General features: G+C 43.2%; 19 protein-coding genes and 1 tRNA gene. 7 read left to right on the top strand and 13 right to left on the bottom strand.

Features of this window, described 5'->3' with window-relative positions; all coding sequences use genetic code 11:
- Positions 1–12: 12 nt before the first annotated feature.
- The 8 genes from secF to queA all read right to left on the bottom strand — a co-directional run bounded on the left by secF (position 13) and on the right by queA (position 8,264).
- Positions 13–987 (bottom strand): protein translocase subunit SecF, encoded by a 975-nt coding sequence (secF, locus tag ACS72_RS09630; RefSeq protein WP_171249859.1) that lies wholly within the window; start codon positions 985–987, stop codon positions 13–15.
- Between the two features lie 8 nt (positions 988–995).
- On the bottom strand, positions 996–2,894 hold the full coding sequence (secD, locus tag ACS72_RS09625) for a protein translocase subunit SecD (RefSeq protein ID WP_048881979.1): 1,899 nt from the start codon (positions 2,892–2,894) through the stop codon (positions 996–998).
- 52 nt (positions 2,895–2,946) lie between these two features.
- Positions 2,947–3,276: a preprotein translocase subunit YajC gene (yajC, locus tag ACS72_RS09620; RefSeq protein WP_048881978.1), complete on the bottom strand. Its 330-nt coding sequence runs from the start codon at positions 3,274–3,276 to the stop codon at positions 2,947–2,949.
- Positions 3,277–3,378: 102 nt separating this feature from the next.
- Entirely contained in the window at positions 3,379–4,509 is a 1,131-nt protein-coding gene (gene tgt, locus ACS72_RS09615; protein WP_004816067.1) for a tRNA guanosine(34) transglycosylase Tgt, read from the bottom strand.
- Between the two features lie 158 nt (positions 4,510–4,667).
- Entirely contained in the window at positions 4,668–5,483 is an 816-nt protein-coding gene (locus tag ACS72_RS09610) for a DUF4303 domain-containing protein (RefSeq protein ID WP_048881977.1), read from the bottom strand.
- Between the two features lie 111 nt (positions 5,484–5,594).
- Positions 5,595–6,161, bottom strand: coding sequence for a LemA family protein (locus ACS72_RS09605; protein WP_048881976.1), 567 nt, complete (start codon positions 6,159–6,161; stop codon positions 5,595–5,597).
- A gap of 24 nt (positions 6,162–6,185) precedes the next feature.
- A complete protein-coding gene (locus ACS72_RS09600) occupies positions 6,186–7,214 on the bottom strand; it encodes a hypothetical protein (protein ID WP_048881975.1) in 1,029 nt (342 codons plus the stop codon).
- Between the two features lie 15 nt (positions 7,215–7,229).
- Positions 7,230–8,264 carry a tRNA preQ1(34) S-adenosylmethionine ribosyltransferase-isomerase QueA gene (gene queA / locus ACS72_RS09595; protein ID WP_048881974.1) on the bottom strand — a complete coding sequence of 345 codons (1,035 nt, stop codon included), beginning with the start codon at positions 8,262–8,264 and terminating at the stop codon, positions 7,230–7,232.
- Positions 8,265–8,432: 168 nt separating this feature from the next.
- On the opposite strand from queA, the gene ACS72_RS09590 reads away from it, so the two are divergent.
- Positions 8,433–8,519: transfer RNA gene (locus ACS72_RS09590), tRNA-Leu, on the top strand.
- 165 nt (positions 8,520–8,684) lie between these two features.
- On the opposite strand, the gene ACS72_RS09585 is transcribed toward ACS72_RS09590, so the two are convergent.
- Positions 8,685–9,137: a hypothetical protein gene (locus ACS72_RS09585; protein WP_008306039.1), complete on the bottom strand. Its 453-nt coding sequence runs from the start codon at positions 9,135–9,137 to the stop codon at positions 8,685–8,687.
- Between the two features lie 181 nt (positions 9,138–9,318).
- Here ACS72_RS09585 and ACS72_RS09580 point away from each other — a divergent pair, with 181 nt between their 5' ends.
- On the top strand, positions 9,319–9,741 hold the full coding sequence (locus ACS72_RS09580) for an RcnB family protein (RefSeq protein ID WP_008306040.1): 423 nt from the start codon (positions 9,319–9,321) through the stop codon (positions 9,739–9,741).
- Between the two features lie 215 nt (positions 9,742–9,956).
- Here the strand turns inward: ACS72_RS09580 and ACS72_RS09575 are convergent, their stop codons facing one another.
- Positions 9,957–10,451: a phosphate-starvation-inducible protein PsiE gene (locus ACS72_RS09575; RefSeq protein ID WP_004891463.1), complete on the bottom strand. Its 495-nt coding sequence runs from the start codon at positions 10,449–10,451 to the stop codon at positions 9,957–9,959.
- Between the two features lie 181 nt (positions 10,452–10,632).
- Here ACS72_RS09575 and ACS72_RS09570 point away from each other — a divergent pair, with 181 nt between their 5' ends.
- Positions 10,633–10,839: a hypothetical protein gene (locus ACS72_RS09570; protein WP_004891465.1), complete on the top strand. Its 207-nt coding sequence runs from the start codon at positions 10,633–10,635 to the stop codon at positions 10,837–10,839.
- A gap of 54 nt (positions 10,840–10,893) precedes the next feature.
- On the opposite strand, the gene ACS72_RS09565 is transcribed toward ACS72_RS09570, so the two are convergent.
- From ACS72_RS09565 to ACS72_RS09555, 3 genes are all read right to left on the bottom strand, one after another.
- Positions 10,894–12,675 (bottom strand): acyl-CoA dehydrogenase C-terminal domain-containing protein, encoded by a 1,782-nt coding sequence (locus tag ACS72_RS09565; protein WP_008305513.1) that lies wholly within the window; start codon positions 12,673–12,675, stop codon positions 10,894–10,896.
- A 170-nt stretch (positions 12,676–12,845) separates the two neighbouring features.
- The gene (locus ACS72_RS09560) at positions 12,846–14,648 is read right to left on the bottom strand and encodes an acyl-CoA dehydrogenase C-terminal domain-containing protein (RefSeq protein ID WP_004816089.1); all 1,803 of its coding nucleotides are present in this window, start codon (positions 14,646–14,648) and stop codon (positions 12,846–12,848) included.
- A gap of 329 nt (positions 14,649–14,977) precedes the next feature.
- Complete coding sequence (locus tag ACS72_RS09555; protein WP_048881973.1) at positions 14,978–15,607, bottom strand: hypothetical protein; 630 nt, start codon at positions 15,605–15,607, stop codon at positions 14,978–14,980.
- A gap of 139 nt (positions 15,608–15,746) precedes the next feature.
- On the opposite strand from ACS72_RS09555, the gene baeS reads away from it, so the two are divergent.
- From baeS to ACS72_RS09535, 4 genes are all read left to right on the top strand, one after another.
- Positions 15,747–17,402: a sensor histidine kinase efflux regulator BaeS gene (baeS, locus tag ACS72_RS09550; protein ID WP_004816093.1), complete on the top strand. Its 1,656-nt coding sequence runs from the start codon at positions 15,747–15,749 to the stop codon at positions 17,400–17,402.
- Positions 17,403–17,414: 12 nt separating this feature from the next.
- The gene (locus tag ACS72_RS09545; RefSeq protein ID WP_004891477.1) at positions 17,415–18,101 is read left to right on the top strand and encodes a response regulator; all 687 of its coding nucleotides are present in this window, start codon (positions 17,415–17,417) and stop codon (positions 18,099–18,101) included.
- Positions 18,102–18,394: 293 nt separating this feature from the next.
- Positions 18,395–19,750 carry an amino acid permease gene (locus tag ACS72_RS09540; RefSeq protein WP_004816097.1) on the top strand — a complete coding sequence of 452 codons (1,356 nt, stop codon included), beginning with the start codon at positions 18,395–18,397 and terminating at the stop codon, positions 19,748–19,750.
- A gap of 429 nt (positions 19,751–20,179) precedes the next feature.
- Complete coding sequence (locus ACS72_RS09535) at positions 20,180–21,862, top strand: carboxypeptidase regulatory-like domain-containing protein (RefSeq protein WP_004816099.1); 1,683 nt, start codon at positions 20,180–20,182, stop codon at positions 21,860–21,862.
- Positions 21,863–21,933 lie beyond the last annotated feature (71 nt).

The following is a 21,933-nucleotide window of genomic DNA, read 5'->3' as shown; positions in this document are numbered from 1 at the left end:
AGAAGGCTGAAATTATGGAATTTCGTTTTCTTCATCAAACTCAGGTTTCACTTGCACAATGAAATCCTGACGGTTCAGGCCACGCCATAAAGCAAAGGCTGTACCGATATAGATGGATGAATAGGTACCTACAAAAACACCAACAAACATTGCGATCGAGAACCATTTCAAACCATCACCACCCATGATCATCATGGCTACGACTACCAGCAATAACGTCATAGAGGTATGAATGGTACGACGTAAAGTTTCAGTCAAGGCAATATTGATGATTTCCAATGGTTCAGCACCACGGATTTTACGGAAGTTTTCACGAATACGGTCAGAGACCACGATGTTATCGTTGAGTGAGAAGCCGATAATCGCCAATAACGCTGCCAGTACGGTTAGGTCGAATGGCCATTGCATCATGGCAAAGATACCCAGTGTCACCACGATATCGTGGAACAAGGACAGTACTGCACCAATCGCCAGCTTGAATTCAAAGCGGATGGTGACATAAACCAGCATCAGCAGCAGGGCAAGGGCAACCGCACCTGCAGAACGCACGTACAGCTCATTACCGACCTGACCACCAACCACATCAACTTTTGGTACTTCAGCTGCATTACCTGGCAGCTGAACTGCTGTGGTAATGGCTTTGGTCAAATCTTCCGCTTCAACATCTTCCTGAACAGGCATACGCACCATCAGGTCACGATCTGAGCCTAAGGTTTGTACCACAGCATCATTAAAACCAGCTTGACTCAGCGCCTGAGTAACTGATTCTGGCTGAACCGGATTGGTATAGTTCAGCTCTGCTGCCACACCACCAGTAAAGTCCAGACCCAGGTTCAAGCCTTTAGTGGCAATAAAGAAGATGCTGGCAACCGTTAATAAAATTGAAAACAATGCCGCAGGCAAAGCAATTTTCATAAACGGGATAACACGTTCGTGATCTGGGCGGCCGTATTGTTTTGAATTAGGTTGAGTATTCTCAGTCATCAGTGATCTCCTTAAATGCTCAACTTTTTCAAGTTACGTTTTTTGCCATAGATGATCTGTACAATCGCACGAGTTACAGTAATTGCTGTAAACATCGAGCAGACAATACCAATCATCAGGGTCACGGCAAAGCCTTTGATCGGGCCGGTACCAATCGCGAACAGAATGAACGCCACCAGGAACGTGGTTAAGTTCGAGTCGAAAATGGTGTTATAGGCCCGGTCATAACCGGCCACAATCGCCTGTTTCGGCGAGGCCCCCCACTTCATTTCTTCCCGTATCCGCTCACAGATCAGGACGTTGGCATCGACCGCCATACCAATGGTAATCACGATACCGGCAATACCTGGAAGGGTAAGCGAAGCACCAATCCATGACATGACTGTCAGGATCATCGCCAGGTTAAATACCAGCGCAAAGTTGGCAATCACACCAAACAGACGGAAGAACACGACCATCCAAATCGCCACCAAGATAAAGCCGATTTGGGTAGACAATACACCTTTATCAATGTTTTCCTGACCCAGACTTGGACCAATCACACGTTCTTCAACAAAGTACATTGGCGCGGCCAGTGCACCGGCACGTAACATCAAGGCAAGTTCAGATGCTTCCTGTGGAGAATCCAGACCGGTAATACGGAACTGAGAGCCCAATACCGCCTGAATGGTTGCCGCGTTAATTACCACAGATTCGGTATATGGCGTACGAACTTCAGTTTGCTGACCTGTTGCAGGATCTTCAACATAGCTGATCTTCTGCTTGTTCTCGATGAACAGTACAGCCATACGTTTGCCAACGGCATTACGTGTGGCATCCGACATGAGCTTACCGCCCGCAGCATCGAGGGTAATGTTCACCTCAGCACCACCAGTGTCCTGGCTAAAGCCACTTGAAGCATTTTGAACACGTTCACCCGTCAGAATACGGGTACGGTTCAGCAATAACTGACGACCGCTGTCCAGAGATTCATAAGCAAATGCTTCAGTACCAGGGGGTAATGTACCTGTTACCTGACCCGTATATGGATCAATATATTGATCGTTCAGATCTGAGACCAGACGGAACTCGAGGTTTGCAGTACGGCCAAGGACACGTTTTGCCTCAGCAGTATCCTGAACACCAGGAAGTTCAACCACAATACGGTTGCTGCCCTGAGTTTGTACCAGTGCTTCAGCCACACCTAGCTCGTTAATACGGTTACGCAGTGTGGTTAAGTTCTGGTTGACTGCATAGCTTTCAATTTCCTGCTTACGCACATCGGTATAGTTCAGGCGCAGGGTAGATCCGGTAGCCGTCGCTACAGCCTGCTGGGTGAACTCATTGTCATTACGGCGCAGAAAGTCCATTACCGCAGAACGATCATCATTATTGGCAAACTGCATGGTAATGGTGTTGTTGCTGAGGGTCAGGCTGTTGAATTTCAGATTGTTATCACGTAATTGACGACGCAGGTCAGTTGCCGATGTTTCCATACGCTGCGCAATCGCCTTGTCCATATCCACTTCTAGCAGGAAGTGAACACCACCACGCAAATCCAGACCCAGCTTCATTGGCTTGGCGCCAATTTTTTGCAGCCATTCTGGCGTTGTTGGTGCAAGGTTCAATGCTACAACATAATCATCGCCCAGGCCGCGACGCAGTGCTTCCTTGGCTTTGAGCTGTGCTTCGCTAGAATCAACACGAAGTAAGGCCGCATTGTTGCTGAAGCTGTTGTCATGAGTTGCAATATTTTCAGTTTTTAATAATTGCTCTGCCCTTTGTACGATGCCCGCATCGATCTGAGTGCCGGCTTTGGCACCCGAAATCTGTACGGCAGGTTCATCTGGATACAAACTAGGCAGGGCATATAATGTACTGATCACCAGGACAACCAGGATCAGTACATATTTCCATGCTGGGTAACGCATTTGTTTTCTTCTTAAAATTAAAAAGTCGTGCAGGGAGCACGACTACTTTTGATTAAATGTTATTTAAAGTGCCTTCAGGAAGTACTGAGACCACGCTCGCACGCTGAACTTTTACTTCCACGCCACGGTTGAGTTCAACCACAGCAAAGTCACCTTCAATTTTTGTGATTTTGCCCATTAAGCCGCCTGCAAATACCACTTCGCTGCCAACACCCAGACTTTCAATCAGTGCACGATGCTCTTTGGCACGTTTAGATTGAGGACGCCAGATCAGGAAATAGAAGATTGCTACGAATACCGCAATCATCAAAAGGTTCGCCATCAGGCTTGGTTGTTGTGCAGCTTCACCTGCAGCGTGAGCAGTCGAAATAAATAGGCTCATTTACATTTTCCTAAACTAAAAATGGTTAATTAACTGAATGATAATAAATTGACTTGTTCTGCAATTTACCTTGTCTTTTTCTTTAGCGCAAATACTGAAAGATTAATCTTCAGGACAAGGCGGCACTTGCATGCCACGGCGGGCATAAAAGTCCTCAACAAATTGCTCGAATGTGCCTTGATCCAGTGCTTCGCGCATCGCTTCAGTCAGGCGCAGGTAATAGCGCAAGTTATGAATCGTACCCAGCATAGAACCTAGCATTTCACCGCATTTCTCCAGGTGAAACAGGTAGGCACGGCTAAAGTTTTGGCAAGTGTAGCAATCGCAGGCTGGATCAAGCGGACTTTGGTCATGACGGTATTTCGCGTTACGGATACGTACTAAACCGCCGGTCACAAAATAATGACCGTTACGTGCATTTCGGGTTGGCATTACGCAGTCGAACATGTCGACACCACGGCGTACTGCTTCCACGATATCTTCCGGTTTGCCGACACCCATCAGGTAACGTGGTTTGTCTTCCGGCATTTTCTCTGGAAGATAATCCAGCACCTTGATCATTTCTTCTTTCGGTTCACCAACAGACAGACCACCAATGGCATAACCATCAAAGCCAATTTCAAGCAGGCCTTTTAAGGATTCATCACGCAAATCTTCGTACATACCGCCTTGAATAATCCCGAACAGGGCATTGCGGTTTTTCAGTACGTCGTGATGTTGAGTCTTACAGCGTTTGGCCCAACGTAAAGACAGTTGTAGCGATTTCTGTGCTTCTTCATGCGTTGCCGGATAAGGCGTACATTCGTCAAAAATCATCACGATGTCAGAGTTCAGGGTGTGCTGAATGTCCATCGAGATTTCAGGAGACAGGAATACTTTAGAACCATCAATCGGCGAGCGGAAGGTCACGCCTTCTTCCTTGATTTTACGCATCGCACCGAGGCTAAACACCTGGAAGCCACCAGAATCGGTCAGGATCGGGTTGTTCCATTTCATGAACTGATGCAGACCACCATGTTCACGGATGACATCCAGACCTGGACGCAGGTACAGATGGAAGGTATTGCCCAGAATTACCTGAGACTTAATTTCTTTAATGTCACGAGGCAACATGCCTTTTACCGTGCCATAAGTCCCCACCGGCATGAACATTGGGGTTTCAACCACGCCATGCTCAAGCGTTAAACGGCCACGACGGGCACGGCCCGACTGCGCTAATTTTTCAAACTTCATAGGAGTTCCAAATCAAGGCGAAAAAACAGTTCGCTGATTGTTAATGCTAAAACCGGCTATTTTCCTTGATTCTGACCGTAAACGCCAGCGCTCCATCCAGTCCGGGCTGTTTATTTATGTTGCCTGTATGAATGAAAAATGAAGAATAAGTTTGCGATCTAACGTTCAAACTGGCGGATGCGCTCCTGAATTTCCGCCTGTGTCATGGCACAACTGCCATCAATCTCAGTTGCCATTGCTGCGATATGCTGGATCAGTTTCTGGATATAAAGATTGGCATCGACAAAATGCGGTTCCAGCGTTAGTAAATAGGCCTGATGGGCAACATGTAAATAATCATAAGCTTCTAACTTGACCAGCTGCGCCAGATCAATCAGCAGATCTTTATCGTTCTGGTTTAGCTTAAATGACTTTGACATAGCAGGTTGATTTGCAGGCTGTTTGCTGAACAGAAACTGTTGTCTTAATGGACTTTCCGGATTTAGAGAAATAGCCGATTGAAATTCTATTTGTGGCTGTGTTGGCATATGGATAAAAAACACAATCCGGTTTAAGTCCAGGCCATAATCCTGTTCTAAAGCATCACGTGCCTGTTGAAAGAGCTTTAACAGTACATCCAGTGTATTGGCCTGATCGGTCTTGCTATGTTCCAGCAAAGGGTTGCCGAAACTATGCTGGTTCTTGAAATAGCTGTCCAGCAGTGCACGAAACTGCGTCATACCGTTATTAGAGCTATGGACGGTACGGTAACGCCATTTCGCTACATTCCAGCGTTCAGTTTCAGACAGATACTGTGCACGATCTTCCTGATCATTAAAAATACTGCGTTCGGTTGATATGGCGAGGTAATCCACTCGCAGAAACTCGTCAAAGACCAGGCTACAGGCATATATTCCGTCGTCACTATAATGATCATAGAGTTGATAAAACTCCTTGATCAGGACTTCCTTTAAGGTATCGAGATGATCTAGCATAGTTTTAATTCTTTATTTTTATTCTGAAGCAAAGTGCCTTAGCTGGAATCTCCTGATTCATCGCTAAGGCAGTTGGGTATTTCTTATCATCGCATAAATATACGTCAGGGTTTAAAAATTCGGACGATAGTCAAAACTTTGGGTCACCGCCTGATCGCGGAAAGGACGCACAGCTTTCTTTTGTAGCAGCATGTTATTGATTATATTATGCGGGAAAACCTGAATCTGGTTATTAAACAGTTCAACATTACGATTATAGATACTGATTGCGGCACCGACATTTTCATTCTGTTCTTCAATTTCGTTCATCATTTTTAGATAAATTTCATTGGCTTTCAATTCAGGGTAGTTTTCGATCACCACATTCAGGTTATGCATCAGCTCCTGGTTCAGGCTTTCGATCCGTTGTAATTGCCCAATATCGGCATCTTTAATATTCAGGTTCATGATGTTCTGACGCAGTTCAGTCACTTTCTCCAGCGTGCCTTTTTCGAAACTGGAATACTGTTCGACCAAAGGTTGCAGGCCATCTAGAATTTTCAGTTTCTGCCGTTCATAGCTGGCAACATCAGACCATGCCCGAATTGTGGCATTATGATAACGTACGATGCTGTTACGGATCATGATGATGGCAACAATCAGCAGAATCGGGATAATGACAAAAACAACAAATCCCATAAAAGCAGTCCCCAGAGAAAATAATTATTTTAAAAACTGAATCAGGTCAGTTTGCAGCTTTTCCAGTTCTACTAATTTAAACGTTCTCAGATGTCCACGCAATGCAGAAATATCCTGGATATTTTGCTTGCGTTCAGGCGCATTAAAAATGTCATGTGGCCCTAAATAGCACAGCACACGTTGTTGGGGATGAAAAATAAGATCGCCTTCACGGTATTGGAAAAATTGACTTAATCGGAGCACAAAACCCGGGCTGAGCTGTTTGGCCATTTGCATGGGATCTGTGCCATAAAATTTTAAACGCTGATTGGTGCGTATATCACTGCTATGCCAAGGATGGCGATAAGGTGAGGGGAATGGACGTCTTGATGTGCTAATCGCAAGCCCCTGCACAGAGACATCAAAGACAAATGCACCCCACAAATTTTTATGTTGTTCAATGAGTTTGACGGTATTGCCATTTTTGTCGATGGTTTTAATTTCATCTACATAGTGGTATTCAAACAACAAGACTTGGTGTTCTTGCTCATTTTCATCTAACCATGTGGTGCTGGCATAACGTGAGATGTCATTGCGTAATGAGCCACGTTCGAACACAGGAAAAAGGCGTTTTAAATTGCCAATAAATTGCCGAGGATTAAGTGGCATTGAAATATGCTGTGGCTGTTGTTGAAAGTGGAGATGATATTTATGCGTCAGCACACGTTCTTCTAAATATTCAATCACATCATTGATGGAGCGCTCTTGCTCATAAATCAGATAGGCCCAAAACAACATGCCAAAACCCAAGGCAAAATTGCATTGCAGCCAGAAATTGTGCGGTGCAATGATAAGGCTGAATACTTGCATCAAGCCAAAGAGTGCCAGGAACCACGGCAGGGTGTTTTCAAACTTTAGAGAAATTGAACCTTGCCATGGATGCAAGCCATTAAGAATGTCCTGATGGCTTTTGGCATCACTTGATAAGTGCCACAGCCGATCGATATTTTTAAACACCACTTCATTTTTTTTACGACGAATATGAATGGAGCGTTGCACTGCATCGATCGGCATAGATGGGTCCTGTAATTATTTGGCCTGATCAATCAGCATGGCATCACCATAGCTGAAGAAGCGGTATCTGCTTTCTACGGCATGTTTGTAGGCATTCAGGATATTGTCACGATTTGACAACGCTGAGACCAGCATCAGTAGGGTAGATTCAGGCAAATGGAAATTGGTAATCAAACGATCAACCACTTTAAACTCATAACCCGGGTAAATGAAAATCTGGGTATCACCGGTCCAGCCTTTGAGTTCACCGCCATTGGCCTGAGCTGCACTTTCAGTTGCGCGTGTGGCTGTGGTACCGACAGCAATGACTTTATTGCCACGTTCTTTCGTAGCTTTGATCAGGGCCATGGATTCATCAGAGACCTGACACCATTCACTGTGCATGATGTGATTTTCAATATCACTGGTGCGCACGGGTAAAAATGTACCTGCGCCAACATGCAGGGTCACAAACGTTTTTTGAATGCCTTTTTCTTCGAGTTTTTTCAATAAATCTTCGTCAAAGTGCAATGATGCGGTCGGGGCGGCAACGCTGGCAATTTTAGTCGGATCGTTAAAGACCGTCTGATAGCGTAAAGTATCAATCTCTTCCGCTTCACGGTTGAAATAAGGTGGAATAGGCAGGGCGCCGTATTGATCCAGGACATCTAAAATCGGCTGGGAGAATTCCACAACAAACAGATTCTCATGACGGCCTTGAACAGTCACTTTAACGGCATCCGGGCCAATAAACACTTCAGCACCGGCTTTCGGTGTATTGCTGGCTTTAATGTGACAGTGCGCGATGAACTGATCCATCATGCGTTCAACCAGAACTTCAACTGCACCACCTGAAGCACGTTTACCTTTCAGGCGGGCTTTCATCACCTTGGTATCGTTCAGAACCAGCAAATCACCTTCATTCAATAAATCCAGAATGTCGGTAAATTGGTGGTCATGGTATTGACCTTCAGCATCGAGGTGTAAAAGGCGAGAAGCACTACGTTGTTCAAGCGGATAGCGAGCAATCAGCTCATCTGGGAGATCAAAGCTAAAATCAGAAAGTTGCATGACAAGTTACGGTAATAAAAACTGGGCGTAGTATAAACTTTTTTCCTTTTTAAGGAGGAAATTGCAGCTTTATAGATCAAAAAAATGAGTTTTGTTTTAAAATTAAACAAATGCAGAGAATCTGCGTTGACATCTGATTGAAACCGAGTAATATACCTTTCATCCACTCCCGAGGTGGTGAAATTGGTAGACGCGGTGGACTCAAAATCCACTGTCAGCGATGACGTGTCGGTTCGAGTCCGACCCTCGGGACCAAAATTCTAAAGAGCCCTAAGCATATTCAGTCTTGGGGTTTTTTATTGCCTGATATTTAATTTAACTATTTTAATTCCTTTAATTTCAGTAACTAAAGTGTTGAATGAATTCTTTGCTATAAAAAAATCCCTCTAAATTTAGAGGGATTTTTTTATTTAAAAAGCTTTAGGGTGCAGGATTTGGTGGAACCAGTTTATCCAAATCTTTATCGGACATCTGGTCGAGCTCAGCAATATCAGTTTTGATTTTCCATTGAGATTCATCATCCACCGGATTCGGCAGGCGTGCTTCTAACCAGTCACATACCACATCCGGCGGGAAATCTGCATGATTGCATTGAATCACCCAGCACAGGAAATCCTTCGCTTCACCATTCATATACGGAGGAGGGGATACCGGTAAAAACTGCGTCGGCAGGCGTTCATTCTTGGAAATATAATTCAGAACATGACCGAGTTCCTGTACAGTTTGCCAAGCCAGCGGATGGTCTACATCAATACGAAACTTGAACCACCATGCCTGCTTGCCATCAGATCCATAGCTATCAATCAGGTTTTTTTGAACACTTGGGACTTTACAGAAATATTCATATAAACGATCAAAACTTAAATCGGACACGATGTTGGACTCAAAATTCGGAAAATCAAAGTTTAGCACAAAGCATGCACGCAGCACCTGAGCCGCAGCACAAATGTCTTTTCACTATCGGCTGTAAAACCTTGTGGTATAACTGCATAAATTCATATTTCCTCCGTAAATTCTGTATAAAATATAGGCAAACCTATCAAAGGAAGTTCCTATGAAAATCATCTTGTCCAGCGCCTGTCTAGCTGCACTATTATTTGGAGCTTCTGTCCCAGCTGTAGCAGGAAATAACTGGGTCGGCTATACCAGCAAAGAGACTTATAAACGCCCGCAGCACCCACGACCACCACAGCAGCATTATCCGCAGCGTCCGCGACCGCCTGCCCATCATTATCCGAATCAGTGGAGCCACCCACCGATTCAAAATGGGGTGAGTATTCGTTATCAGGCACCGACCACTGTTTATCAAAACTCGACCAGCTATAGCTGGGTAAATGGCGATCCGAACGTGGCACATATTGAAAGCTCACGTTATGTACTGATCAATGACTGGCGCCGTTTGGGTCTGCCTGATCCGCCTACTGGAATGCACTGGATCTATGAAAATGGACGTTATGTGTTGGTGAATAATCGTTAAACCGCCCTGAATGAAGAGATACTGAGGTTATGCGTCAATACCTCAAAAAAACAAAATAATTTCCTCACCGGTGAGGAGAGGGCTAGGGAGAGGTGATCTGGAATAATATGTTTCTCAAATTCTAAAAGAGATTGACATGTATACATTAAGTCCCTCTCTCTAACTCTCTCCCAAAGGCAGAGAGGATTCTTCAATACAGTTATGAATAAAACATTTTATGCCAACTCATCATCTTCAGGGCGAGGGGTCTTGCCTTGAGGAACTGGTTTTTCAGTATGTTTGTCTCGGATAATTGATGGATAGTTCCAGGATGCATAACGCACAATTAAAATGGCGAAAGCCAAAATGAGGATAGAACCCGTAATAATCACTTGATCCATACTGGCTTTATGTGTGTGTTGAATATCAGAAATCAAGAGACGTGTCAGCGCAGTAATCGCAATGTAGATCAGGAATCGAACTGGCATATGATTGGTTTTAAAATAAATACCCACCATCGCGCCTAATTCCAGATAAATAAATAACAGCAGAATATCATCAATACTGGCAAATTTTTTGACTGTCAAAATGTCGATGACGGTATGACCGGCAGACCAGATCACCATACAGCCAATAATGAACAGGGCGAGATAATGAAAACTTTCTACGGCAAGATTACCGCCGCGGTCGAGGAGGGCTTCTATTTTCTTGGCTTTGGAATTAGGTTTCATCACTATGTCCTCCTGATTAAAAATAAATAATTTATAAATCTTAGGAAATTTTCTGCAAATTTCATGCAAAGAAAATGAAAATATGGAAAATAAAAATGTAAAAAGATGAAAAAGTGTACTTTTTTCATACCAAATTGCTATATTGTAGAAGTTATACATCGAATAATGAGGGAGAAAAAAGATGTTAGAAAAAATCCAAAATAAGATTAATCAATTAGAAACAGGCAAAAAATTAATTCTGGGTACAGGGATTAAAAGTGATGACATGCAGAAAGTATTAGAGTTGTGTGAATCTTTGCAGTCTGAAGGGGAAATCCGAATTGTGAACAAGCATCTGAATCCTAAGGTGGCCAATCAGCCAGATACGATTCTGATCGAAAAAGTTTAAAAGCATAATAAAAAAACGCCTGCAATTGCAGGCGTTTTTTATGGCTTAAATATTTTAAGACTGAGTTGTGAAGTATTCTTCAGAGAACTGTGTTAATGCTTCTGAACCTGCTTTGACTTTAGTAATACGCAGTGCCAGTTCAGGCAGAATGCGTTGTACGAAATAACGAGCAAGACCCAGTTTGTTCTGATAGAACTCACCTTGTTTATCTTTCGCAGCATGGGCAATGCGTGCGAACATATAAGAGAAGCTCAACAGACCTACTGCATGCAGGTAATCTACTGCAGCACCATTCGCATATTCTGGATTTTCTTTCGCAGCTTCAATAATATGCTGGGTTACTGCTTCAACTTCTGCAGCCGCATCAAGGGTCGCATCTTTAATGAAGTTCAGGTCAGCATCCAGTGCATTGGTAAAATCACGGATTTCCTGAATGTATTCAGCAATAAATTCACCATTACATTTAATGGTCTTACGGCCAATCAAGTCTTGTGATTGAACACCGTTAGTCCCTTCGTAAATCTGTGAAATACGTAAATCACGGATACACTGTTCCATACCCCATTCACGAATATAACCATGACCACCGAAGACCATTTGTGCATCAAGTGTTGCATTGAAGGCTGTATCAGTCAGATACGCTTTCGCGATCGGTGTTAACAGGGCAACACGATCATTGGCTTTCTTGATTGCTTCTGCATCCGTCGAGAACTTGGTGATGTCAAGCTGTTGACCAACGTACACAGCGAATGCACGAGAGGCTTCATTGTTTGCACGTACATTTAAAAGCATACGACGTACATCGCCATGTACTAAAATGCTGTCTGCTGGTTTGTTTGGAGACTGAACGCCAGAAGCACTACGGCCTTGCAGACGATCTGTCGCATATTGTGCCGCATTTTGGTAAGCGAATTCAGAAGCGCCTAAGCCCTGGATACCCATAGATAAACGTTCATAGTTCATCATTACGAACATGGCTGCCAGGCCTTCGTTTTCTTTACCTACCAGGTAACCTTTGGCACCGTCGAAGTTCATTACACAAGTGGCAGATGCTTTGATCCCCATTTTGTGTTCAATCGAACCTGGACCTACCGGATTACGTTCGCCCATTGAACCATCTTCATTCACCAAGAATTTAGGCACGATGAACAGGGAAATACCACGAGAGCCCGCAGGTGCATCCGGTGTTTTTGCCAATACCAGGTGAATAATGTTCTCAGCCAGGTCGTGGTCACCACCAGTAATGAAAATTTTGGTACCGGTAATACTATAAGTACCATCACCATTGCGTTCAGCTTTGGTTTTGATAATACCCAGGTCAGTACCCGCATGTGGTTCGGTTAGACACATGGTACCTGACCATTCGCCAGAATAGATTTTTGGTAGGTAAGTTTCTTTTTGCGCTTGAGAACCATAGCTGTTCAATGCCATACCCGCACCGACAGACAGCAATGGATACAGCATGAAAGAGGGGTTAGTAGCGAAAAGCATTTCATCTGACAGAACGGTCAGCATTTTTGGCATTTCCTGACCGCCCCATTCAGCATCAGCACCAAGGCCAATCCAGCCGCCTTCAGCATATTGTTTGAATGCTTCTTTAAAGCCTGCAGGTGTGGTCACAGCGCCATTTTCATATTTCGCGCCTTCTTCATCACCGGTACGGTTCAATGGAAGGGTGACGTTCTGCGCAAATTTAGCCATTTCTTCAAGAATTGCTTCTGCTGTTGCAGCGTCTAAATGGGCTAAATTTTCATTGGCTTGCCAGAATTGTTCAGCATTGAATACATCGTTCAGGATGAATTTCATATCGGCAAGTGGCGCGTTATAAATTGGCATAGTGGGTCACCTGTTTCTTGTTTGAATCGATTGATTTTGAGTCAGTCTAATGCATTAAAAATCTTATTATTAGACGACTAAAGGTTAATTCTGTAACGCTTTATAAAGAAAAAGGACGCTTTAAAAGTAACCGTCCTTTTCCTTGTTTCTGCATTTAAAATTGCATCAGCTTAGAATGCGAAATGTTCCGCATCCAGGCTCATTAACGGCTCTACACCAGTCGCAATCAGGTCAACGTGTGAACGAACACGTGGCAGGATTTTCTTGAAGTAGAAACGTGCAGTCGTCAGCTTCGCGTTATAGAAGTCTACGTCTGTGGTACCTGCAGCCAATTGCTCTTGAGCAACCAGTGCCATACGTGCCCACAGGTAAGCAAGCGTTACATAACCAGAGAAGTACAGGTAGTCTACTGCAGCAGCACCCACTTCTTCAGGGTTTTGCATTGCACGCATACCGATCTGCATGGTCAGGTCGCCCCATTCCTTGTTCAGTGCAGCCAATGGTTCAACGAACTCTTTCAGACCAGCGTTGTCTTTGTTCGCTTCAGCAAACTTGTGGATGATCTTGGTGAAGTCTTTCAACATTGCACCTTGAGTACCCAAAACTTTACGGCCTAACAGGTCAAGCGCCTGGATTTCAGTCGTACCTTCGTACAGGCAGGCAATACGTGTATCACGTACGATTTGCTCCATGCCGTGCTCAGAGATAAAGCCGTGACCACCAAATACCTGTACGCCATGTTTAGCAGCTTCTGAACCAGTTTCAGTCAGGAATGCTTTCGCAATTGGCGTCAATAGAGACAGGATGTTGTCAGCAAATTTGCGGTCTGCTTCTTCTACACCATGTTCAACCACATCTGCATATTGCGCTAACAGGTAAACCAGTGCACGACCACCTTCAGCAAATGCTTTTTGAGTTAACAGCATATTACGTACTGCTGGGTGAACGATAATCGGGTCTGCTTCTTTTTCAGGTGCTTTAGGACCAGTTAAAGAACGCATTGCCAAACGGTCTTTCGCATAAGCTAACGCGCCTTGGAAAGAAGACTCAGATGCAGACAAACCTTGTACAGCAGTACCGATACGTGCAGTGTTCATGAAAGTGAACATGCAGTTCAGACCACGGTTTTCAGGTCCAATCAGGAAGCCTTTTGCGTTATCAAAGTTGATGACACACGTTGCATTACCATGGATCCCCATTTTGTGTTCGATCGAACCACAACGTACGCCATTACGCTCACCGATAGAACCGTCAGCATTCAGGTTGAACTTCGGTACGATGAACAGTGAAATACCTTTAGTACCTTTAGGTGCACCCGGTAGACGAGCCAGTACGATATGGATGATGTTTTCAGCCATGTCATGTTCACCAGCAGAGATAAAGATCTTCTCGCCAGAGATTGCATAGCTGCCGTCCGCTTGTGGCTCAGCTTTAGTACGGATAATACCCAGGTCAGAACCTGCATGAGATTCTGTCAGACACATTGTACCTGTCCAGACACCTGATACCAGGTTAGGCAGGTAAGCATCTTTTTGTTCTTGAGAACCATGGTGTTCTAAAGTACGTACAGCACCATGAGACAGGCCAGGGTACATGCCCCATGCCCAGTTCGCAGTACCGACCATTTCAGAAATGGTAATACCTAAAGAGTTCGGTAAGCCTTGACCGCCATATTGCTCTTCCGCAGAAAGAGAAGGGAAGCCAAGTTCGATGTATTTTTGATACGCTTCTTTGAAGCCTGTTGGAGTCGTTACAACACCGTCGTTCCAGGTACAGCCTTCGCGGTCACCCACCTGGTTTAAAGGAGATAATTCATTTTCACAGAAATCAGCGGCAGCTTCCAGGTACTGGTCCACGAGCTCACGGCTTACGTTGTCTTGGAATGCAGGCAGGCTGGCATAATGTTGTTCAACATTTAAAAGCTCATGCAAAACAAATTGCATATCACGTAAGGGCGCTTTGTATTGTGGCATATCGGTTTCCTCAATACTGGTTTATACCAGCGTTATAATCCTGAATTAAATTGAAACGTGCCTTCATTGACACGTATTGACATGGTCTAATCGTGCAACATCTTCCTTGTTGGCACAAGCATTTCAAGGCTATTTCTTGGTGACTGTAAAGTCAAAGATAATTACCCTTGAAATCTTAAGTATATTGAGTGTAAACGTTTTTATAAAAAAATATCTGACACGAATGGTCAAAAACCTGCACACTTAGATAGACTTAGTTCTAACAATCAACACGCATAAAAAAAGACACCCGGAAGTGCCTTTTTTAACAATAAATTTGAAACGTTCAGTTAAGAAGTCTTAACGGCTGGTGCTTTAACTGAAGCATTTGGCTGGAAACGGACGTGACACTGACCATTAATGGTTTTTTCACCTATTTTGAGCTGTACAGCTGCGCCATCTTTTTTACCCTGACAGGCCTGAACAACAGCTTTTTGCTGTGCCTGACGTTGAGCCAGACGCTGGTCGAACTGTTTTACCATCTCTGCACGTTGCGCATCAGTTAATGTTTCACCACGGTTTAATGCTCCACGGAAGTCACCACGCATTGGGCGATGTTCACCTTTCATGCCACGGAACTCGCCACGCGCAGCTTTCATATCTTTACGGTCTGCTTTGAAAGAGATCTGACAAATACCGTCTACAGTTTTATCACCGGCTTTCACCTGAACTGCACTGCCAACAGCTTTGTTATCACAGGCCTGTTGCATTTGCTTATGCAGCTGCATACGTTGTGCACGCATTTGCTTGAACTGTTCGCGCTGCTCTGGAGTCAGATGACGACCTTTATGATCTTGTTGATGTTTCATCATTTGCGGATGATCTTCACTTGGTGCATGCTTAGTCGATTGACACGCGGTCAATGCCCCCATTGATAACACACTTGTACCCAGGACGATGATTTTTGTCATTGCTTTCATTGTATTTGTCTCCAAGCCACGAGCTTGATCTGTATTATGTTGCAAAGAATAAACAATAAAGATGAAGAAACAATGAAGAGTTTTTTCAGCTTGTGTTCGCTACAATAATGAATCTAGAGGAAAAACTGAGACTCTGCTTTTGAATATTCGCCGCATTCCGATTGCACTCCGGCTGTTTTTAACAGTGCTGTTTACCACCTTGGTGATTACCACGGTGAGTCTCGGTGTGCTTCATCTCAACATGCAGCGTAATTTCACCCGCTATGTTGCCGATGTGGAAATGCAGAAACTTGATCATGTCATTGAAAACCTGGCCGAAGTCTATGGCGTTTATAATGACTGGGGCAATGCAATTCAGGCTCAGATCCTACAGATCGAAGGTGAGGCAGCGCCGGACGATTATGACCGTTTGTCACGCTGGTGGTTACGTCGTCAGTATGATATTGCCTTACAGCAACGTTATTTTCAGGATCACACCCTAGCCAATGTAGCACCAAGCCTGATGGGCACAGATGCTGAACAACGTACTGTAAATGAGGAAGAACTGCGTGTATTGGCAGCAAATTTACCTTCGCAGTTTCAGCCTTTTGAAGGTTTGAAGTTCCCGCTGAGTTCTAATCAGAACCTGTTTAGAACCGATCGTAAAAATGGCTCGCAGTTAACAACGCAGCCGCAAGCGGGTAAAAAACAGTTTATCCAGATGCCTGACCGTTTGGGTCTGAGCTCACGTTTATCTCTTTATGATGCCAAACGCCGTTTTGTCGTGGGTGAACCTTCGGATGAGCAGATTTCTTATCGCCCGATTATGGTAGACGATAAAATTGTCGGTTACCTGGGGCTAAAACCGGTACTGGATCAGGAAGATGCATTAAGTATCAATTTCTTTAGTAATCAGAAACGTTACCTGTTCCTGGTATATGGCCTCAGTATCCTGACCAGTCTGATCGCTGCACTCCTGTTAGCGACTTATTTCAAAAAGCCGATTCAACGCTTGTTGCAAGGTACACGTGAGTTAACCAAAGGTAATTATCAGCATCAGGTTAAAGTCAACCGCAATGATGAGCTGGGTGATTTATCCAATGAGTTAAATCAATTAGCTGTCATTCTCAATCAACATGAGACTTCACGTCGCCAATGGGTAGCGGATACCTCACATGAGCTGAAAACACCACTAGCCGTGTTGCAGGCACAGATTGAAGCGATGCAGGATGGAATCCGTAAGCCAACCCCAGAACATTTTGCTTCGATGCTGGCACAGGTGAGCAGTCTGAAAAAACTGACTCTAGATTTGGCAGCCCTGGCACAGGCTGATGCCCAGCAATTGCAGATGTATGTCAGTACGATTAATCCATGGGATGTGGTACAGCAGGAATTAATGAACTTCCATCCAAAGTTTGAACAGGCGCAATTAACTGTGACTGCGGAAGGTGAAGGCGCAGATGTAGAGCTGGATCTGGACCGCTTTAAACAGATCGTGGCTAATTTGCTGAGCAACAGTATTCGCTATACTGAAGCGGGTGGACAGGTACATATTCATACTGAACAGAATGACAAAGAATGGACCTTATATGTCGATGACAGTCCGTTTGGTCTGACCGATGAACAGCTGGCCCGAATAGGTGAACGTTTCTATCGTGTAGATGACTCGCGTACCCGTGCCACTGGTGGTACCGGACTGGGTTTGGCATTATCGTGTAAAATTACGCAAGCATTAGGTGGAAGTTTAAGCTTCGATCATTCGCCACTCGGTGGATTACGTTGCAAGCTGACTTTTCCTAAACAAATAAAATCATAAGGAAGTTTATTCATGAAACACATTATGCTGGTTGAAGACGAAGTCGAACTTGCACAATTGGTGCGAGACTATCTAGAAGCTGCTGGTTTTGAAGTCAGCATGTTTCATGATGGACAGGAAGCTTATAACAGTTTCACTCAACGTAAGCCGAGCCTGATGATTCTGGACCTGATGGTGCCACGTATGGATGGCCTGACCATCTGCCGTAAGGTGCGTGAGCAGTCCGATCTACCGATTATTATGGTGACGGCACGTACTGAAGAAATTGACCGTGTACTCGGCCTGAATATGGGTGCAGATGACTACATCTGTAAACCATTTAGTCCGAAGGAACTGGTCGCGCGCGTGCAGGCAGTTCTACGCCGTCTGGATCGCAAAGCCGAACCGGAAAGCAATGATTTGTTCCGTATGGACAAATCACAACAGCGCATCTGGTATCAACAAAAAGCGCTGAACCTGACCCCAACAGAATTCCGTTTATTAGAACTGTTTTTGGAACATGTGGGTCAGGTGTATTCACGTGCGCAATTGCTGGATCATATTAACCCGGACAGCTTCGATGTGGCAGACCGTGTGATTGACAGTCATATCAAGAACCTGCGCCGCAAGATTTCCGAGGCTGCTGAAACGGGTAACCGTCATGAGTGGATTCAGGCAGTTTATGGTGTAGGTTACCGTTTTGAATATCCTGAGGACTAACTCTGGTTCAAGGAAATCACGAAAGCGAATAGATTTTCTCTATTCGCTTTTTTATTCACTAAAGAATACTGTGGTACGTTTTACTATAAAAATAGCGCGATAAAAGCAACTTAAATGAATATCTGAATTGGTGAGGAATAGCAGATCGATACTCGAGCACGTAAAAATTTAATGAAAGAAACCTTCTTAAATAAAAAATAAAAGTTTAAGAACTAATCACTTAAATTTATAGATTAGCTGATTGGCAATAGACTCGATACAATCCCATTTTTTATTCATCATGGGAATATGTTTTGGAGAGTGAAACACCGCAGCTTCAACGCCGTTTGAAGAATCGTCATATCCAGCTGATTGCCATGGGCGGTGCGATTGGTACCGGTCTATTTCTAGGCTCAGCTCATATTATTCAGTCTGCTGGTCCATCCATTATTTTGGGTTATCTGATGGGCGGTTTGATTGCTTTCCTGATTATGCGCCAACTCGGTGAAATGATTGTACATGAACCTGTAACCGGTTCATTTAGCTATTTCGCCTTTAAATATTGGGGGAATTTTCCAGGATTTTTAACGGGCTGGAATTACTGGATTCTGTATATTCTGGTAGCGATGACTGAGCTGACTGCGGTTGGTAAATATATCAATTACTGGTGGCCAGAAATTCCGGCATGGGTTTCGGTTTTATTTTTCTTTATTCTGGTCACTGGCATGAATTTGACCAATGTAAAGATTTATGGCGAATCTGAATTCTGGTTATCAATGATAAAAGTCCTTGCGATTGTCGCGATGATTTTATTTGGGATTTATTTGCTGGTCACTGCTGATGTTGATTCTACTGCTTCAATAACGAACTTATGGGCACATGGCGGTTTCTTCCCGAATGGTTTTGAAGGCCTATTTTATATGCTGGCCTTTATGATGTTTGCATTTGGCGGGATTGAGCTGATCAGTATGGCTGCTGCGGAAACCGAAAATCCGGATCAGAATATTCCAAAAGCTGTAAATCAAACTGTAATTCGTGTATTTCTATTTTATATCTGTTCACTTGCAATTCTATTATCACTTGTGCCGTGGAATCAGCTGAATTTAGGTGATTTAGAGCATAGCCCGTTTGTGATGATTTTTAATCTGATGGGTATTGATTGGGCCGCCCACTTATTAAATTTTATTATTTTGACAGCCTCGCTATCGGTGTGTAATAGCGGGATGTATGCCAATAGCAGAATGCTATTAGGTCTGGCAGAGCAGGGTAATGCTCCAAAAGCCTTTAAGAAGGTGAATGCACGAGGAATTCCAGTGCCAGCGGTGCTATTCTCAGCATTACTGATTTTTGGCTGTGTTTTATTAAACTATTTTGTACCTGAAAAAGCACTAAGCTATCTAATTTACATTGTGGTGGCAGCAGCAGTACTGAACTGGATCATGATTACACTGATTCATCTTAAATTTAAGCAAGCCATTCGCCTCCAAACTGTACAAACTAAATTCCCTGCATTGTTTTCACCCCTGAGTAACTATCTGGTTTTAGTCTTTATGCTGACAGTGCTCTATATCATGTGGGATCAAGGTTTCATGTTGTCAGTGCTGATGCTGCCAGTGTGGATTGTAATATTATTTATTTTTTTCAAAATATTACAAGCCAAGAAAACTTAAATTTTTTATCCTTTTAAAAATGGGTTCATTAGAGCCCATTTTTATGTGCCTTTTTTCATGCTTTAGTAGAAAATAATAATGTGATTTATATTTGCTTGATTAATTGAAATTGGAATAAATTGATTTGTCTATATTCTATTTAAAACAAGGTGATAAAGTTTTTATTAAGAATAAATGTAGTAAATAATTAGAATTATTTTCATAAAAAATAAGTATTAAAAGATAATTTAATTGAGGGGTTGATTGAATCAAAAAAAATAGAATTTTATATTAATAAATACTTTTTGAATAATTGGGTTTGAAATAATTTATATTTTTATTTTCTATGGATTTGTTATATATTTTTTAGGCTTCTTAATAATAAAAATAAATACCTATTAAAAGGCGAATTATAAGAATTAATTTATTATTTTAATAAGGATTTTACTCATGAAACTCAATATTATAGCAACAATGCTGCTTGCCTCTACGGGAATGATAATGACTGGCTGTGGTTCAGATTCAGGCAGTTCTGGTAGCTCTACACCACCATCTCAAACGACCCCGGAAGAAACCGTAACGCCAGCAAATGGAGTAGAACGATTAATCATTACCGATGCAAGTCATCTGGCGCTTGCAGATGCTGACATTCGAATTTTATCAGCTGCACAATGGAGTAATAACGTCACCAGTATTTCTGATAATAATACGGTTGATCACAGTCTCTTTGTCCAGTATGACCGTCTTCCGGTGATTAATGATTTTTCCTCGGCACGAGAATATACAACAGACCATTTGGGTGTTTCTGGTTCAGTTCATTTAGCACCAGGTATTTACTATATTTTGGTCAGAAAGCATTCTGAAACTGCAATCGTGCCATTCATTATTCATCCGACAAATACCAATAAGGAATTGTCGATCAATGTGCCTTTGACTTGTAATAATGCTGAATGTGAAACGATTCATCCGGTAAATGAAGCAATTATTGGGACACTATCAGGGCAAGTTTTGGCGCAAGGTCAGCCTTTGGCAAATGCACAGGTTTCATTATCAGGTGGTGCCGCTACCAATGGCGCATTCGTTACAGCATTAACTGATGCGAAAGGATATTTCAGTCTAGCTTTTAATGTATCTGATGAGCTTGGCGATACCTTAAAAAATGCAACGCTTATGATCAGCGCACCCGGGTATATAAGTCTAACAAAGCAGGTTGCAGTGACGTCCTCTATTTCAGGGGGTAGTCAATTTACCTTGATACAAAATACTGAAGCTACGACCAGTATTTGGCAGGAAACTTTTGAAGAAGACTCTGCTACCCGAGATGAATGGGAAAATGCCTCTACAGTTGAAGAAACAAAATGGTCTTTACTGCAAAAAAATCACAAGATTATTAATAAAGATATGAATCGTTTAGTGACCTTGGCACCAGATGATAGCAGTAATGGCAAACTGCCAGATCCTGCTCAAGGCAATTATGCATATTGGTATGGCAATGGTGTTGCAGGTAGTTTCTTAAATAAAGAAGCCAGTCTTTTAACCGAGGAAGGGCAGCCAGTAGAAACAAGACTGAATGGTGGAACGTCAGCACAGGCGTATTATGGAACACTGACTTCACCAGTAATTGACCTGAGCACTACACAAAAACCAATCAGCTTAAGTTTTAAAACCTGGTGGGAAATTGAATCAGTAAATCCAAGTAGCAGAGGGTATGATGCCATGGATGTGGAAGTTTCAGTCAATGGAGGGGAATTTAAAAAACTGGCGCGATTAAATCCGCTGTCTGATCCGCAAACAGATTATAACCGCTGGTCAATTCCATTCTCAAACTTTGGCTTTAACCTTGCACCTCAATTTGCCCAGCAAGAAGCTATTTCTTTAGATGAATATGCGGGGCAATCCAATGTTAAAATCCGGTTTAAATTCGATACTGTCGATCAGTACTATAATGCATATCGTGGCTGGATTATTGATGACATTGTTATTCAAAACCAGCCTGGTACTTTCCCGCTTTATAGCGACAATGAGGAAGTAGATGACGAGGTTTCGATGTTTGTCGCAAAAGCAGCGAAAGCTTTAATGCAATCGGCATCGAGTTCCCGATGGATAGAAAATCCGCCAGAGCGTATTCAATAAAATAGCATGTAAATAAATCATATAAAAAAGCGAGCAGACTAATCTGCTCGCTTTAAATTTATAAGAAATTC

The sequence above is a fragment of the Acinetobacter sp. VT 511 genome (genome assembly GCF_001077515.1).
Classification (GTDB): Bacteria; Pseudomonadota; Gammaproteobacteria; order Pseudomonadales; family Moraxellaceae; genus Acinetobacter; species Acinetobacter schindleri.
The sequence above is the reverse complement of the archived record's forward strand: the minus strand, read 5'-3'. Positions and strand labels throughout refer to the sequence as shown.